The 16,266-nt window shown below is 67.8% G+C and carries 17 protein-coding genes, 1 pseudogene and 1 riboswitch; of the genes and pseudogenes, 12 read left to right on the top strand and 6 right to left on the bottom strand.

All coding sequences use genetic code 11. The annotated features are described in order from the left end of the window. Positions 1–65 precede the first annotated feature (65 nt). Positions 66–845 (top strand): DeoR/GlpR family DNA-binding transcription regulator, encoded by a 780-nt coding sequence (locus tag HWX39_RS27465; protein ID WP_006493999.1) that lies wholly within the window; start codon positions 66–68, stop codon positions 843–845. 303 nt (positions 846–1,148) lie between these two features. Then, entirely contained in the window at positions 1,149–1,346 is a 198-nt protein-coding gene (locus HWX39_RS27460; RefSeq protein WP_006751304.1) for a hypothetical protein, read from the top strand. Positions 1,347–1,439: 93 nt separating this feature from the next. On the opposite strand, the gene HWX39_RS27455 is transcribed toward HWX39_RS27460, so the two are convergent. Further along, complete coding sequence (locus HWX39_RS27455) at positions 1,440–1,808, bottom strand: hypothetical protein (protein WP_175970879.1); 369 nt, start codon at positions 1,806–1,808, stop codon at positions 1,440–1,442. Between the two features lie 162 nt (positions 1,809–1,970). Here HWX39_RS27455 and glpD point away from each other — a divergent pair, with 162 nt between their 5' ends. From glpD to HWX39_RS27440, 3 genes are all read left to right on the top strand, one after another. Further along, on the top strand, positions 1,971–3,494 hold the full coding sequence (gene glpD, locus HWX39_RS27450) for a glycerol-3-phosphate dehydrogenase (protein ID WP_175970878.1): 1,524 nt from the start codon (positions 1,971–1,973) through the stop codon (positions 3,492–3,494). Positions 3,495–3,600: 106 nt separating this feature from the next. Then, positions 3,601–5,103, top strand: coding sequence for a glycerol kinase GlpK (glpK, locus tag HWX39_RS27445; RefSeq protein WP_175970877.1), 1,503 nt, complete (start codon positions 3,601–3,603; stop codon positions 5,101–5,103). Positions 5,104–5,184: 81 nt separating this feature from the next. Beyond that, entirely contained in the window at positions 5,185–5,901 is a 717-nt protein-coding gene (locus tag HWX39_RS27440) for an MIP/aquaporin family protein (RefSeq protein ID WP_059233266.1), read from the top strand. 80 nt (positions 5,902–5,981) lie between these two features. Here HWX39_RS27440 and HWX39_RS27435 read toward each other — a convergent pair. After that, positions 5,982–6,203, bottom strand: a pseudogene (locus HWX39_RS27435) (oxidoreductase C-terminal domain-containing protein); the annotation flags it as partial. 90 nt (positions 6,204–6,293) lie between these two features. After that, positions 6,294–6,518 (bottom strand): hypothetical protein, encoded by a 225-nt coding sequence (locus HWX39_RS27430; protein WP_175970876.1) that lies wholly within the window; start codon positions 6,516–6,518, stop codon positions 6,294–6,296. Between HWX39_RS27430 and HWX39_RS27425 the strand changes: the two genes are divergently transcribed. Then, the gene (locus HWX39_RS27425) at positions 6,517–7,203 is read left to right on the top strand and encodes an HAD-IA family hydrolase (protein ID WP_175970875.1); all 687 of its coding nucleotides are present in this window, start codon (positions 6,517–6,519) and stop codon (positions 7,201–7,203) included. The genes HWX39_RS27430 and HWX39_RS27425 overlap by 2 nt on opposite strands. 100 nt (positions 7,204–7,303) lie before the next feature. Here the strand turns inward: HWX39_RS27425 and ribB are convergent, their stop codons facing one another. The 3 genes from ribB to HWX39_RS27410 all read right to left on the bottom strand — a co-directional run bounded on the left by ribB (position 7,304) and on the right by HWX39_RS27410 (position 10,555). Beyond that, entirely contained in the window at positions 7,304–8,014 is a 711-nt protein-coding gene (gene ribB / locus HWX39_RS27420; RefSeq protein WP_011353122.1) for a 3,4-dihydroxy-2-butanone-4-phosphate synthase, read from the bottom strand. Positions 8,015–8,132: 118 nt separating this feature from the next. Further along, a riboswitch (FMN riboswitch) is annotated at positions 8,133–8,281 on the bottom strand. Positions 8,282–8,470: 189 nt separating this feature from the next. Next, positions 8,471–9,172: an XRE family transcriptional regulator gene (locus tag HWX39_RS27415; RefSeq protein WP_175970874.1), complete on the bottom strand. Its 702-nt coding sequence runs from the start codon at positions 9,170–9,172 to the stop codon at positions 8,471–8,473. A 207-nt stretch (positions 9,173–9,379) separates the two neighbouring features. After that, complete coding sequence (locus HWX39_RS27410) at positions 9,380–10,555, bottom strand: MFS transporter (protein ID WP_175970873.1); 1,176 nt, start codon at positions 10,553–10,555, stop codon at positions 9,380–9,382. 145 nt (positions 10,556–10,700) lie between these two features. Between HWX39_RS27410 and HWX39_RS27405 the strand changes: the two genes are divergently transcribed. The 6 genes from HWX39_RS27405 (at position 10,701) to HWX39_RS27380 (ending at position 16,079) form a co-directional block, all read left to right on the top strand. After that, positions 10,701–11,633, top strand: a complete 933-nt coding sequence (locus HWX39_RS27405; RefSeq protein WP_175970872.1) for a LysR family transcriptional regulator — start codon at positions 10,701–10,703, stop codon at positions 11,631–11,633. A gap of 214 nt (positions 11,634–11,847) precedes the next feature. Then, positions 11,848–13,221, top strand: a complete 1,374-nt coding sequence (gene miaB / locus HWX39_RS27400; protein WP_175970871.1) for a tRNA (N6-isopentenyl adenosine(37)-C2)-methylthiotransferase MiaB — start codon at positions 11,848–11,850, stop codon at positions 13,219–13,221. Positions 13,222–13,250: 29 nt separating this feature from the next. After that, positions 13,251–14,297: a PhoH family protein gene (locus HWX39_RS27395; RefSeq protein ID WP_175970870.1), complete on the top strand. Its 1,047-nt coding sequence runs from the start codon at positions 13,251–13,253 to the stop codon at positions 14,295–14,297. Between the two features lie 146 nt (positions 14,298–14,443). After that, positions 14,444–15,220 (top strand): rRNA maturation RNase YbeY, encoded by a 777-nt coding sequence (gene ybeY, locus HWX39_RS27390; RefSeq protein ID WP_175970869.1) that lies wholly within the window; start codon positions 14,444–14,446, stop codon positions 15,218–15,220. Positions 15,221–15,232: 12 nt separating this feature from the next. After that, positions 15,233–15,865, top strand: a complete 633-nt coding sequence (locus HWX39_RS27385; RefSeq protein ID WP_175956367.1) for a gamma-glutamylcyclotransferase — start codon at positions 15,233–15,235, stop codon at positions 15,863–15,865. 64 nt (positions 15,866–15,929) lie between these two features. Next, entirely contained in the window at positions 15,930–16,079 is a 150-nt protein-coding gene (locus HWX39_RS27380; RefSeq protein WP_175970868.1) for a hypothetical protein, read from the top strand. Positions 16,080–16,266 lie beyond the last annotated feature (187 nt).

The raw sequence follows: 16,266 nt of genomic DNA, 5'->3' as shown, positions 1-16,266 counted from the left end.
GGCCGGCCTAACGCCGTTGCCGCCCTTACAATACCCGCTCCGTCTCACGACACGACCATCGAGCCATGACCCGAGATCCCCGCCTCACCCTCAACGCGCGCCAGCAGGAATTGCTCGAATGGGTGCAGCGCGACGGCTTCGTGACCGTCGACGATCTCGCCGCACACTTCGCGGTGACGCCGCAGACGATCCGCCGCGACGTGAACTGGCTCGCCGACCTGAACCTGCTGCGCCGCTACCACGGCGGCGCCAGCCTGCCGACCAGTTCGGAGAACGTGTCGTACACGGCACGCCAGCGGATGTTCCACGACGAGAAGCGGCGCATCGCGGCGCTCGCGGCGTCGCACATTCCCGACCAGGCATCGCTGTTCATCAACCTCGGCACGACCACCGAGGAAGTCGCGCGCGCGCTGAACCGCCACCACGGGCTGCACGTGATCACGAACAACCTGAACGTCGCGTCGATGATGAGCGGCTACCCCGACTGCGAGGTGCTGATCACGGGCGGCATCGTGCGGCCGTGGGACAAGGGCATCGTCGGCGAACTCGCGATCGACTTCATTCGCCAGTTCAAGGTCGACTACGCGATCATCGGCACGTCGGCGATCGAGGCCGACGGCACGCTGCGCGACTTCGATACGCGCGAAGTACGCGTGGCCGAGGCGATCATGCAGCATGCACGCACCGTCTATCTCGTGACCGATCATTCGAAGGTCGGCCGCCCCGCGCTGGTGCGCCAGGGCCACCTGAGCCAGGTTCACGCGCTGTTCACCGACAAGCCGCTGCCGCCCGAGATGGCCGACACCGTGGCGGCCGCCGGCACCCAGGTGTACGTCGCGGAGTGACGGCGCCGATGCTGCGCCGCACCCTAAACTTCAAGTGAAATCAAGAAGTTGGCGTCGCGAGCAAACCGCTTGCGCGCGGCCCGGCTGTCAAAGGGAAAATTAACGGGGCACGATTTGTCGTTGGCTGCGTGCTCGACTAGACTCCAGTTCCCCGGCCCATTCGACCGTTCCGCCTGTGCCAGGGCGCGGACGAATGGCATGGCCGGCGAATGCAGCTTTTCCCCCCAAGCCATACCCCGATGGGTATCGCGCACCGGCTTTCGCGCCGGCCGCGCGGGCTGACTGGTCGCCATGGAGAGAACGATGCTGAGTCCGCATGAATTCGCCACGCTATTGCTTGTGAAGGACGCCCCCGATCAAACCAACATGGATCGGGACGAAATCGACGCACTGCTCGAACAGCAGCTCGTTCGTCTGGAAGGACTCGGGTCGGGGCGCAAATACTGCGTGACCGAAACCGGCGACGCCGCGCTGCGATCCATCAAATACCGCTATTCGTAAAAGACCACACCGCTCGTAACCTGACCGCGCCGCCCGGATTCCGGGCGGCGCGTCCATTCCTGCTTCCCGCTCGCCGCCCCGCCGCAGCCTGCTTCAGCCGCCGCGCAGCGTCGGATCGACCGCCGCCCGCCAACTGATGGCCTGCGCACGCGCGCCGTTGAAATACGTGATCCAGTCGGCGCGCGTCGCCGCGCCAGGCGCCGCGTAGTGCGTCGAAAGTTCGTTTACGAACGCACAATAGTTCGCGTCGGTCAGCCCGCGATACCGCTTCGCCACATACGCGTCGACCAGCGTCGAGTAGACCGGCTGCGCGTCCGCGCCCCAGTCCCGTGCCGCACCGCCGCACGACGTCTGCAGGTCGACGAACGACGGCGTGCGCCAGTTGCCGACGAGCGGCGGCATGCCGGCGCTGCACCCCGCCAGAAGGACGGCGCATACGCCGGCCCACATCCCAATACGCATGATTCACCTCGTGAAACGGTCGATTCCGCCAGTATCGTCCGGGATCGCGCCGCGCGCTACTGGCCCCGCTTTTTCGAACTTTACTTTTTCGATTTCGTTCGTTAAATTTCGAATTCGAACATTTTCTGTTCAGCCATTTCCATCAGACGATAAGGACAGCAGGTGACCCAACCGAATCGCTACGATCTGCTCGTCGTCGGCGGCGGCATCAACGGCGCGGGCATCGCGCGCGATGCGGCCGGCCGCGGCCTGTCGGTCATGCTCTGCGAGCAGGACGATCTCGCGTCGCACACGTCGTCGTCCAGCACGAAGCTGATTCACGGCGGCCTGCGCTACCTCGAGTACAACGAGTTCGGGCTCGTGCGCAAGGCGCTGCAGGAGCGCGAGACGCTGCTGCGCGCGGCGCCGCACATCATGTGGCCGCTGCGCTTCGTGATGCCGCACATGCCGAACCTGCGTCCGGCCTGGCTGATCCGCATCGGCCTGTTCCTTTACGATCACCTCGCGAAACGCGAACTGCTGCCCGGCTCGCGCGGCATCGACATGCGCCGCCATGCGGCCGGCGCACCGCTGATCGATTCGATCAAGCGCGGCTTCGTCTATTCGGACGGCTGGGTCGACGACGCGCGCCTCGTCGTGCTGAACGCGATGGATGCGAAGGAGCGCGGCGCCGAGATCCTGACGCGCACGAAGCTCGTCAGTGCCGAACGTCGCGGCGACGAATGGGAAGCGCGACTGCAGCACGCCGACGGCTCGATCCGCGTCGTGCATGCGCGCGCGATCGCGAACGCGGCCGGCCCGTGGGTCGGCGAAGTGCTGAAAGGCGCGCTCGGCCGCGGTGCGCACCACAGCGTGCGCCTCGTGAAGGGCAGCCACATCATCACGCGCCGGCTGTTCGATCACGACCACGCATACATCTTCCAGAACCCGGACAAGCGGATCATCTTCGCGATTCCGTACGAGCACGATTTCACGCTGATCGGCACGACCGACGTCGAATACACGAACGATCCCGCGAAGGTCGCGATCGATCGCGACGAGACGCAGTACCTGTGCGACTCGATCAACCGCTACTTCAAGCGCAAGATCTCGCCGGCCGACGTGCACTGGACCTACTCGGGCGTGCGCCCGCTGCTGGAAGACGAGAACGCCGCGAACGCATCGGCCGTCACGCGCGACTACCGCCTCGAGCTGGACGACGGCGCGGGCGCCCCGCTGCTGTCGGTGTTCGGAGGCAAGATCACGACGTTCCGCAAGCTCGCGGAAGAAGCCGGCGACATGCTGTGCCGCGCACTCGGCCGCGACGCAAAGACCTGGACGGCCGGCGTCCCGCTGCCGGGCGGCGACATCGCGAACGCGAAGTTCGACGCGTTCGCCGATACGTTCGCCAAACGCCACGCGTGGCTGCCCGCCCCGCTCGCCCGCCGCTATGCGCGTGCATACGGCACGCGCGCGGAGCGCGTGATCGACGGCGCGAAGTCGCTCGCCGATCTCGGCACCGAAATCGCACCGGGCATCTACGACGCCGAACTGCGCTACCTGCGCGACGCCGAATGGGCGACCCGCGCGCAGGACGTGCTGTGGCGCCGCTCGAAGCTCGGCCTGCACGTGGCGCCCGGCACGCTCGACGCGGTGACCGCCGCGGTCGACGCGTGGTTCGCCGCCGCGCACGCGCCGCAGGCCTGATCGGAATGCAGTTGCAGTTGCCGTACCGACGTTGACTCACCGACGCGCCGCCCCACATGCGGCGCGCATCACAACTAAGCCAAATCCACGGATGGAGATGAGAGACATGCAGGATCAGTACATCCTCGCGCTTGACCAGGGCACCACGAGTTCCCGCGCGATGCTGTTCGATCGCCAGGGCAATATCGTTTCGATCGCCCAGAAGGAATTCGAGCAGATCTACCCGCAACCCGGCTGGGTCGAGCACGACCCTCAGGAAATCTGGTCGACGCAAGCCGGCGTCGCCGCCGAAGCCGTCACGCGCACGGGCCTGAACGGCACGTCGATCGCGGCGATCGGCATCACCAACCAGCGTGAAACGACGATCGTCTGGGACCGCGAGACGGGCCAGCCGGTCTACAACGCGATCGTCTGGCAGGATCGCCGCACGGCCGACTTCTGCGATTCGCTGAAAGCACAGGGCCTCGAGGCGAAGGTGCGCGCGAAGACCGGCCTGCCGATCGATTCGTACTTCTCAGGGACCAAGATCCGCTGGATTCTCGACAACGTGCCGGGCGCACGCGAGAAGGCCAGGCAGGGCAAGCTCGCGTTCGGCACCGTCGACAGCTGGCTCGTGTGGAACTTCACGAAGCACGAACTGCACGTGACCGACGTGACGAACGCGTCGCGTACGATGCTGTTCAACATCCACACGCGCGAGTGGGACAACGAACTGCTCGAGCTGCTCGACATCCCGCGCAGCATGCTGCCGGAAGTGAAGGCATCGTCGGAAATCTACGGCCACACGAAGACCACCGTGTTCGCGTCGAAGATCCCGCTCGCGGGCATCGCGGGCGACCAGCAGGCGGCACTGTTCGGCCAGATGTGCACGCAGTCCGGCATGGTGAAGAACACCTACGGCACCGGCTGCTTCCTGATGATGAACACCGGCGACAAGCCGATCGAATCGAAGAACAACCTCGTCACGACGATCGCCTGGCAGATCGGCGACAACGTGCAGTACGCGCTGGAAGGCAGCATCTTCATCGCGGGCGCGGTCGTGCAGTGGCTGCGCGACGGCGTCGGCATCATCAAGTCGGCCGCTGAAATCGAGGCGCTCGCCGCGAGCGTGCCGCACACCGACGGCGTCTACCTGGTGCCCGCCTTCGCTGGCCTCGGCGCACCGCACTGGAACCCGCGGGCGCGCGGCTCGGTGTTCGGCGTCACGCGCGGCACGACCTCCGCACACCTCGCGCGCGCGGCGCTCGATTCGATCGCGTACCAGTCGCTCGACGTGCTGGCCGCGATGGAAGCCGATTCAGGCATCAGCATCGGCGAGCTGCGTGTCGACGGCGGCGCGAGCGCGAACGACCTGCTGATGCAGTTCCAGGCGGACCTGCTCGGCGTCGACGCGGTGCGTCCGCAGATCACCGAGACGACCGCACTCGGCGCGGCCTACCTCGCGGGCCTCGCGATCGGCTACTGGAAGAACCTCGACGAAGTGCGCGACCAGTGGCAGCTCGATCGCCGCTTCTCGCCGTCGATGCCGAAGGAGCAGGTCGAACGCTGCATGTCGGGCTGGCAGCGAGCGGTGCGTGCCGCGAAGGCATGGGCCGACGACGCCCAGTAACCCCGAGACTTCCAGACGAAATACAACAACACCGGCGGACCGCGCAACGCGCGAGTCCGCGATGACATACGAGAGACAACCATGTCACCTTATATTGCAGAGTTCATCGGCACAGCGATCCTCGTGCTGCTCGGCAACGGCGCGGTCGCAAACGTGCTGCTTGCAAAGACCAAGGGCAAAGGCGCGGACCTGATCGTGATCGTGATGGGCTGGGCGATGGCCGTATTCGTCGCCGTCTACGTGACCGCGTCGTTCAGCGGCGCGCACCTGAACCCGATCGTCACCATCAGTCTCGCGCTCGCGGGCAAGTTCGCGTGGTCGAAAGTCGGCGGCTACATCCTCGCGCAAATGCTCGGCGGGATGGCGGGCGCGTTGCTCGTGTGGCTCGCGTATCGCCAGCACTTCGCGAAGGAAGCCGATGCGGACCTGAAGCTCGCGGTGTTCTGCACGGCGCCGGCGATCCGCAGCGTCACGCACAACGTGCTGACCGAAGCGATCTGCACGTTCGTGCTGATCCTCGGCGTGCTGTACCTCGCGTCGCCCCAGGTCGGCCTCGGCGCGCTCGACGCACTGCCCGTCGGCCTGCTCGTGCTCGGCATCGGCATCTCGCTCGGCGGCCCGACCGGCTATGCGATGAGCCCCGCACGCGACCTGTCGCCGCGCATCATGCACGCGCTGCTGCCGATCCCCGGCAAGCGCGACAGCGACTGGCGCTATGCATGGGTGCCCGTCGTCGGTCCGCTGCTCGGCGGCGCCGCGGCGGCCGGCCTGTACCTGCACCTGCACACGACGATCTGATCGTCGCTTGAGCGAAGCGCGCGGCATTCATCGCCGCGCGTTTCCCTCCCCTTCTCTCGCGCTTCGCCGCTTCGTTTCCGCTACCGGTCGCCCTCGGCCGATATCAGCGACTTCAGCTTCACCCCCCTATCCGCCACGGCCGCCGGGCTCACGTCGATCCCGCGCTCGACCAGCGCTCTCGCCACGCGCATGTCCTTGACGAACTCCGACGCGCGGCCGAAACCGCTCGCAGCGACGAGCCGCGCACCGGCGTCGAAATGGAAATGGATTTCCGCGTCGTCGCCGAGCACGCGCGCGACCGACACGCGCACCTCACGTGCGCACGGATCGATTCGCTCGACCGTCGCGACGACGGGCTCGCCGCGCTCGAACTGGCCGAGGCCACGATGACCTCATGGAAAACGGGGCGCGTAATCGCGCTGTAACATCACCGGTCGCAAGTGGCGGCGAACCGCGCAAGCGGGCCGCCGCCGGACGATCGGCAGCCCGCCTCGACGAGGCGCGGCGAGCGCGGCCGCGTCGGGAAAATTTGCCGAAGCGGCGCGCGGCATGCGCGTGAAAGCACGTATGATGACGAATTGATCTGCGTCGCCGACATCCCGCTTTTTCACCACCATGCTCGATCACCTCATCTGCGACTGCGACGGCGTGCTCGTCGACAGCGAAGTCATCGCCGACCGCGTACTGCTCGACACGCTGTCCGCCACATTCCCGAATCTCGATTTCGAAGCCGCCGCCAAGTCGGCGTTCGGCCAGCAGACGTCGCGCTTCCTGGCGGGAATCGAATCCCGCTTCGGGATCGAGATGCCCGCCGACTTCATCGAGACCATCGAGCACAACATCGAGAGCGCGCTGGCCCAGTCGCTCGCGCCGATCTCCGGCGTGCGCGACGCGCTGCTGAAGGTAAGCCTGCCGGCGGCCGTCGTGTCGAACAGCCGGCTCGTGCGCGTGCGCAGCTCGCTGAAGCGCGCGTCGCTCACCGAGATCTTCGGCGATCGCGTGTTCAGCTCCGAGCAGGTGGCGCGGCCGAAGCCCTACCCCGACGTCTACCTGCATGCGGCGCACACGCTCGGCGTCGCGCCGGAGCGCTGCATCGTCGTCGAGGACAGCGTGTCGGGGTTGAATGCCGCGCGTGCGGCGGGCATGAAGACGATCGCATTCGTCGGCGCGAGCCACATCCCCGACAACTACGCGGACGCGCTGCGCGCGATGGGCATCACGCGAATCATGCGCAAGATGGACGAACTGCCGGCGTTCGTCGAAGCCGGCATACGCGGTGAATTCGGGGACGTGCAGTCCTGACGGTCGCACCGGCCCGATCGGGCTGATCGGGCCAATCCGGCGTGCGCCGGTTCACGCACGCCGTGCCACGGGCGCGCGAACGCGCCCGCCTTCCCTTCCCTCAAGCCGGTTCGCAGCAGCGCTCGCGCGCGGCGGCCAGCGCCTCGCGGAACTCGACGAGTTCCGCGATCGTCAGCATCGGCAGCCCGTGCTGTTGCGCGAAACGCTCGACATCGTCGCCACGCGTCATCGTGCCGTCCGGATTCATCAGCTCGCAGAGCACGCCGGCCGGCTTCAGGCCCGCGAGGATCGACAGGTCGACCGTGCCTTCGGTGTGACCGCGGCGCGCCAGCACGCCGCCCGGTTGCGCACGCAACGGAAACACGTGGCCGGGACGCACGATGTCGTGCGGCTTCGCCCCTTCCGCGATCGCCGCGCGGATCGTCGTGACGCGATCGGCCGCCGATACGCCCGTATGCACGCCTTCGCGTGCCTCGATCGAGACAGTGAACGCGGTGCCGTTGCGGCTCTCGTTGGTCTGCACCATCGGCGGCAGCTCGAGCGCACGCACCGTGTCGTCGGTCAGGCACAGGCACACGATGCCGCTGCATTCGCGGATCAGCAGCGCCATCGTCTCGGGCGTGATGCGCTCGGCGGCAACGATCAGGTCGGCTTCGTTCTCGCGGTCGTGGTCGTCCTGCAACACGACCGCGCGGCCTGCGCGCATCGCTTCGAGCGCGGCGGCGATGCGCGGCGGCACCGGTTCGGAATCCAGCAACGGGAGATCGGCAAAGGCGTCGGCGGGTGCCGACGAAATGGACATCAAGGACATGTGAAACGCTCCTCGCTAATACGATTTGGGCGAAAAACGTTTCAGGGCATTGCAAACAGACAGAACGACAATCCGCTTCGCACACATGGCGAAGCGGCCCTGGCGGACATGACTATCTGCACATCTTCTCTCATCCGGACTATGACCGTCGGCTCTGGCATTCGACCAGATCTGCTGACCCCGCGCGAATGCGCGGGCGCTCGCGGGCTCGCCGGCTTACGCCAGCCTACCGCCGGTGGGGAATTTCGCCCCGCCCTGAAGACGCACTGATTGCCGGATGGGCCAACCCCATCAACGGCGGGCCAAGCATACAACAGCTGCGCGCGCGGCGCAGCGAACCCGACCTAAAACCTTACCGACAACCCCGTCTAACGGCATCGTCCAAACAGCCGATAAACGCGCCGCGATCTCGCCCGAACGACGGGAAAGCGGCCCGCTTTCGCAACGCCTGCACGCTCAGCCGGCCGCGTGCGCTGCATGTGCGGCGTGCGCCGCATCGGGCACGAGCCAGCGCGGCGGCACCTCGGGGCTCACCGTCACGCGAAACGCACGCGCCTCGCTGTCACCCGGGTTGCGCAGGCTGTACGGCTGGTCGGCATCGAACACGATCGCATCGCCGGTCGCGAGCAACTGGCGGCGCTCATGCACGCTGACTTCGAGCGTGCCCTCGCTGACCACGAGGTTGACCGTCGTGCCGGGCGCGCGGCGGGCGCCGGGCTCCGTATGCAGCGGCGCGATCCGCAGCTCGTGGAACTCGGCCGCGGCCGGCTCGCCTTCCGGATACAGCGCGCGCGCCGAGAAGCGGCCATTCGAGCTGACGACACGCGACGCGCGCTCGGCCGCCAGGTGTTCGAAGCCGTTCACCGCATGGCGGCGCAGGAATGCGGCGACCGACACCTTCAGCGCCGCGGCGATCTTGCAAAGCACCTTGATCGACGGCACGCTGCGCGCCGACTCGATCTGCGCGAGCATCGCACGCGACACGCCGGACAGCCGCGCGAGCGCATCGAGCGACAACTGCCGCTCGGCGCGCAGCCGTGCGAGGTTCACGCCGACGACCTGCTCGAGAACGTCGAGCGACGCGGACGCCCGCGCATCGGCGCCATTGCCGGACTCGAAGGAAGACACGTCGCGCACGAGCGTCAGGGATGAAGACATAGCATTGCCTCCGGGCCGCTGTGCAGCCCTGCGTATGGGGTAAGCCGGGATCGGAATCGGGTTGCGCCAGCAACGGCGCGTATCGAGACGCTATCACCCGGCCTCGCGCCGGCAAACGAAGTTATCTTCACACCGTTATCAGCATCGCGGAGGAATGCGTTCCTCGCGAACCTTTTCCCGCCGCTATCGCGTCGCTCATTGCACAGCTCATTGCGCCGCCGACGCCGCGCCGCGTGCCGGCCCGCGCGCGTCGAGCCGCATCGCGAACCACGTGACGACGAGCGCCGCGAACGTCACTGCGACGGCGACCCACGGCAGCGCATCGAGCGCGAAGCCGTGGTCGAGCGCCAGGCCGCCGAGCCACGCGCCGAGGGCATTGCCGACGTTGAACGCGCCGATGTTCAGCGTCGATGCGAGATGCGGCGCGCTCGCGGCCTTCTCGACCACGTGCGCCTGCAGCGGCGGCACCGTCGCGAACGCGGCGATCCCCCATACGAACACGGTGGCGGCCGCCGCGACCGGATGGTGGCTAGTCTTGGCGAACACGACCATCACGGCCATCAACGCGACGAGGATCGCGATCAACGACGGCATCAGCGCGCGGTCGGCGAGCTTGCCGCCAAGCGTGTTGCCGATCGTCAGGCCCACGCCGAACAGCACGAGGATCAGTGCAACCGCGCGCGGCGAATAGCCCGACACGGACTGGAGAATCGGCGCGATGTACGTGAACACGACGAATACGCCGCCGAAGCCGAGCACGGTCATCAGCAGCGCGAGCCACACCTGCGGCTCCTTCAGCACGCGCACTTCGTGGCCAAGCCCGACCGGCCCGCTGTCGTGACGGTTCGGCACGAGCGCGGCGACGCCGCCGAGCGCCAGCACGCCGAGCGCGGCGACGATCCAGAACGACGCGCGCCAGCCGAGCAGCTGGCCGACGAACGTGCCGAACGGCACGCCGAGCACGTTCGCCAGCGTGAGCCCCGTGAACATCAGCGCGATCGCGCTCGCGCGCTTGTCGGCCCGCACCAGCGACGCGGCGACCACCGCGCCGATCCCGAAAAACGAGCCGTGCGCGAACGACGTGACGACCCGCGCGACCATCAGCATCGCGTAGCCGGACGCGGTCGCGCACAGCACGTTGCCGACGATGAAGATCGCCATCAGCAGCTGCAGTGCGGCCTTGCGCGGCATGCGGCTCGTCAGCACCGCGAGGAGCGGCGCGCCGGCCGCGACGCCGAGCGCGTAGCCCGTGACCAGCAGGCCGGCCGACGGCAGCGACACGGCCAGGTCGTGCGCGACTTCGGGCAGCAGGCCCATGATGACGAACTCGGTGGTACCGATGGAGAAGGCGCTGATCGCAAGCGCCAGCAATGGAATGGGCATGACGGTCTCCGGAAGGCGGCGGACGCGGCGCCCGGTCGGTGCCGCACCGCACAAGAGTGCAGGATCTGCGCATTGTCCCGAAGATGCCTATATTTGATAATTGGCGTGGCATTTGAACCATTTTCAAATATTTCTGAAAAATCCCATGGATCGACTGGGCGATATCCGGCTGTTCGTCGAGGCGGCCGAACTGGGCAGCCTGTCCGCCGCCGGGCGCAAGCTGAACCTCACGCCGGCCGCCGCGAGCGCGCGCCTCGCGAAGCTCGAGGCGGCGGTCGCCACCCGGTTGTTCGACCGTTCGACCCGGCAGTTGCGGCTCACCGACGAGGGCCGCCTGTACCTGACCGGCTGCCGGCAGGCGCTGCAGGCGCTCGACGACGCGAACGCGCTGCTGCAGGCCGGCCGCAACGTCGTCGGCGGCCGGGTGCGGCTGTCGGCGACGTCGGATTTCGGCCGCCGGCGGCTGCTCGACTGGCTCGACGAATTCACCGCGCGCTACCCGGACGTGACGTTCTCGCTGACGGCATCCGACTCGACGGTCAACCTGTGGCAGGACGAGATCGATCTGGCGATCCGCTTCGCGGCGCCGCCCGACGGCGCGCTGATCGCGCGACGGCTCGCCGCGGACCGGCGCGTGCCGTGTGCGGCGCCGTCTTTCATCGAACGCCACGGCGTGCCGCGCGATCCACACGATCTGGCCGGCTTTCCGTGCAACGTGATCACGGTGGCGTCCGGGCCGATGAACACGTGGCGTTTCACGCGCGGCGACGACGCGCAGACCTGCACGGTACCGCTCGCCACCGCGTTCGAGACCAACGACGGCGGCCTCGCCCGCGAGTGGGCGCTGCGCGGCCGCGGCATCGTGCTGAACTCGATCTGGGATGTCGCCGACGACATCCGCGCCGGGCGGCTCAAGGTCCTGCTGCCCGACTGGCGGCACCAGAGCGCGCCGCTGCACGCGATCTATCCCGGCAAGCGCTACATGGCGCCACGCGTGCGCGTGCTGCTCGACTTTCTCGCCGAGCGCTTCGCGCGCGAGGAAGCCGCGCACGACGACCTGCTGAACGCGTGCCACTGACGGCCAGCGCGCCGCCGTTCAGGGGTCGGAACCGGGCACGTGGCGTCGCGCGGCCACAACCCGCCGCGCGTCCCGGGCGGCATGAAAAGCTATAATGGAAGGCTTTCCCGACGGCTTTTCAGGGTGGCTGCGCGCCATCTGCGTGCAGCGCACGGCCGTCCCGATTCACTCTTGACGACGCCCCCAGGTCAACCACTGCGAACGGCGAACCCCCATGACCAAGAAAGTTTACGTAAAGACCTTCGGCTGCCAGATGAACGAGTACGACTCGGACAAGATGGTGGACGTGCTCAATGCCGCCGAAGGCCTCGAAAAGACCGATACGCCGGAAGACGCGGACATCATCCTGTTCAACACGTGCTCGGTGCGTGAAAAGGCGCAGGAGAAGGTGTTCTCCGATCTCGGCCGCGTGCGCGAGCTGAAGGAAGCGAAGCCCGGCCTGCTGATCGGCGTCGGCGGCTGCGTCGCGAGCCAGGAAGGCGCATCGATCGTGTCGCGCGCGCCGTACGTCGACCTCGTGTTCGGCCCGCAAACCCTGCACCGCCTGCCGCAGATGATCGACGCGCGCCGCGAGAGCGGCCGTGCGCAGGTCGACATCTCGTTCCCCGAAATCGAGAAGTTCGACCACCTGCCGCCCGCTCGGGTCGAGGGGCCGAGCGCATTCGTGTCGATCATGGAAGGCTGCTCGAAGTACTGCAGCTACTGCGTGGTGCCGTACACGCGCGGCGATGAAGTGTCGCGCCCGCTCGACGACGTGCTGACCGAAGTGGCCGGCCTCGCCGATCAGGGCGTGCGCGAAGTCACGCTGCTCGGCCAGAACGTCAATGCCTATCGCGGCGCGCTGACGGCCGGCTCGTCCGAAATCGCCGATTTCGCGACGCTGATCGAATACGTCGCCGACATCCCCGGCATCGAGCGGATCCGCTATACGACGTCCCACCCGAAGGAATTCACGCAGCGCCTGATCGACACCTACGCGAAGGTGCCGAAGCTCGTGAGCCACCTGCACCTGCCCGTCCAGCACGGTTCCGACCGCATCCTGATGGCGATGAAGCGCGGCTACACGGTGCTCGAATACAAGTCGGTGATCCGCAAGCTGCGCGCGATCCGCCCCGACCTGTCGCTGTCGACCGACATGATCGTCGGCTTCCCCGGCGAGACCGAGGAGGATTTCGACAAGATGATGGCGCTCGTGCACGAGATGCGCTACGACACCAGCTTCTCGTTCATCTACAGCCCGCGCCCCGGCACGCCGGCCGCGAACCTGCACGACGACACGCCGCGCGAGGTGAAGCTCAAACGCCTGCAACATCTGCAGGCGACCATCGAGGAAAACGTCGCGCGCATCAGCCAGTCGATGGTCGGGAAGGTCGAGCGGATCCTCGTCGAGGGCCCGTCGCGCAAGGACCCGAACGAACTCGCAGGCCGCACCGAGAACAACCGGGTCGTGAATTTCCCGGCGCCGCTCGCGTCGCACCCGCGCCTGATCGGCCAGATGATCGACGTGAAGATCAACCACGCGTACCCGCATTCGCTGCGCGGCGAGCTCGTGCTCGTGAGCGACGACGCGAGCGCGGCCACCCACTGACTGACGCTCAACAGGAACCCGACGCCACTTTGAAGCCGACCCAAGCACTGGAATTCGTCGCGCCGCGCGACGACAACGCGCGCCTCGCCAATCTCTGCGGCCCGCTCGACGAGAACCTGCGGCAGATCGAACAGGCGCTCGACGTCACGCTGGCGCGACGCGGCCACCGGATCGCGATCCGCGGGCGCGGCGCCAAGCTCGCGCTCACCGCGCTCGAGAATTTCTACAACCGCGCGCGCGATGCGCTGTCGGTCGACGACATCCAGCTCGCGCTGGTCGAAGTGCGCCACACGTCCGGCAACGGCCGCCAGGACACGCTCGATGTGCGCTTTCGCGGCGACCCCGACCATCCGTTCGACGACCCGGTCGTGCAGCTCGACGCCAGCGAGCCGGACGAGGAGCCCGCGCCGAAGCTCTACACGCGGCGCGCCGACCTGCGCGGCCGCACGCCGGCGCAGCGCGAGTACCTGAAGCAGATCCTGTCGCACGACGTGACGTTCGGCATCGGGCCGGCCGGCACCGGCAAGACCTACCTCGCGGTCGCATGCGCGGTCGACGCGCTCGAGCGCGATCAGGTCAAGCGGATCGTGCTGACGCGCCCGGCCGTCGAGGCCGGCGAGCGGCTCGGCTTCCTGCCGGGCGATCTCGCGCAGAAGGTCGACCCGTACCTGCGTCCGCTGTACGACGCGCTGTACGACCTGCTCGGCTTCGACAAGACGGCGAAGATGTTCGAGCGCCAGATGATCGAGATCGCGCCGCTCGCGTACATGCGCGGCCGCACGCTGAACCACGCGTTCATCATCCTCGACGAGGCGCAGAACACGACGCCCGAGCAGATGAAGATGTTCCTCACGCGGATCGGCTTCGGCTCGAAAGCGGTGGTGACCGGCGACACAAGCCAGGTCGACCTGCCACGCGGCCACAAGAGCGGCCTCGTCGAGGCGCAGCAGGTGCTCGGCGGCGTGCGCGGCATCGCGCTCACGCGCTTCACGAGCGCGGACGTCGTGCGCCATCCGCTCGTCGCGCGCATCGTCGAGGCGTACGACGAATTCCACGCGCAGCACCAGGACGGCTGAGCGGCCAGCGGCACCTGCACGCCGCCCCGGCCAGACATCCCGGCCCGGCCCGCCAGACGGCGCGCCGGGCTTTTTTCGCCTGCGTGAATTCGGGTGCGATCGGCCGTTTGGTGTATCCTCAACGCGTCCTAATCGCCGCACGCGTCATGAAATCCTCCCGTTCTCGCAAGTCCGGGCGCGCCCAGTCCGCCGCGCCCGCCTCCCCCCGCCTTTCACTGTTCGATGCGAAGGGCAAGGCCCGGACCGTCAACGCGCAAGGGTTGCGAATCGACTTCCCGGATGGCCGCAGCCTGATGTTCGACCTGTCGGGCAGTTCGGGGGAAGCAGCCGTCGCGATCGTCGCGCAGCACAATGATCCGGCCATGCGCGCGAAGCTCGCGCTGCAGCCCGAGCATTACGACAGCGTGACGCTGCACGTGGGCGCCGAGCCCGCACCGCGCGAAGACGACACCGAAGACGCGCTGCGCGAGCCGGAGCTCGACCTCTCCGTGCAATACGGTGACGAAATCACGACCGACGTGCGCAAGACGCTGCCCAAACGCAAGCTGATCGCAGAATGGATCGAGCCGGCGCTGTTCGCCAGCGCGCAGCTCACCGTGCGCTTCGTCGGCGAAGAAGAAGGCCGCACGCTGAACGCCGGCTACCGCCACAAGGACTACCCGACCAACGTGCTGACCTTCGCGTACGACGCGGCGCCCGACGGCACCGTGATCGGCGACCTCGTGCTGTGCTGCCCGGTCATCGAGAAGGAAGCGCACGACCAGGGCAAGCCGCTCACGGCCCACTACGCGCACCTGCTGGTGCACGGCGCGCTGCACGCGCAGGGCTACGACCACGAGACGAGCGACGAGGACGCGGCCGAAATGGAAGCGCTCGAAGTCGACATCCTCGCGAAGCTGGGCTTCCCGAACCCGTACCAGTAAGTCCGCCGCACGATGCGCAACGCCGCAATGCTCCCGCCTGCCTACCCGCCGTCGATCGGCGACGGGCGACTGCTGACGGAAGACGAGCTCGCGGCGTCGCTCGCGCATACGATGCGCGACTGGGACGGCCGGCAGGACCTCTGGCTGTTCGGCTATGGCTCGCTGATCTGGAACCCCGGGTTGCCGACCGTCGCCGCCGTGCGCGGCAAGGTACATGGCTACCATCGCGGGCTCTATCTGTGGTCGCGCGTGAACCGCGGCACGCCCGAACGCCCGGGCCTCGTGCTCGCGCTCGATCGCGGCGGCTCGTGCTCGGGCATCGCGTTCCGGCTTGCCGGCCCGACCGCGCAGCCGCACCTCGAGACGCTGTGGAAGCGCGAGATGCCGATGGGTTCGTACCGGCCCGCGTGGCTGCCGTGCTCGCTCGAGAACGGCGAACGCGTGAACGCGCTCGCGTTCGTGATGCGCCGCGACGCGCCGACCTATACGGGCAAGCTGCCCGACGCCGTCGTGAAGGAAGTGTTCGGCTGCGCGGCCGGCCGCTACGGCACGACGCTCGACTACGTGAGCCGCACCGTCGACGCGCTGCGCGCGAGCGGCATTCCCGACCGCGCGCTGGAAGGGCTGCTCGCGCGATGCCGATGACGCAACGCGGCGCCCGGCTTGCCGCGCGCCGCGCCACTCGCCCGTTCGAACGAGGAGATGACCGATGAAACCGTCCAACTGGTCGCGCTGCAAGGTCGCCGCGCTACTCGTCGCCGCGAGCGTCGCGCTGTCCGGCTGCGGAATCATCGGTTGCGGTGGCGCCGCGACCAACGGCGCGGCTGCCGGCGGCTGCTCGACCGGCCTGCGGTTCTGATCCGCGGCCCGACGGCGCCCGCATGCGGCAGAATGCCGCCGTCACGCCGCCCCATTGGCCGACCGCCTCCCCGCGCTTCCCGCACCCGTTTTTTGGCCACTGGTGCGCCGCCGCCCTTTTCTGGGATAGGATGGACGCGAGGACGACGTCGCCCGGTGCGGCCGTCCGCAAGCGGGCCCGCGCGAGC

Origin of the sequence: Burkholderia sp. BCC0322, assembly GCF_902833045.1 — a bacterium.
Classification (GTDB): Bacteria; Pseudomonadota; Gammaproteobacteria; order Burkholderiales; family Burkholderiaceae; genus Burkholderia.
This window is presented reverse-complemented; position numbering and strand designations above follow the sequence as displayed.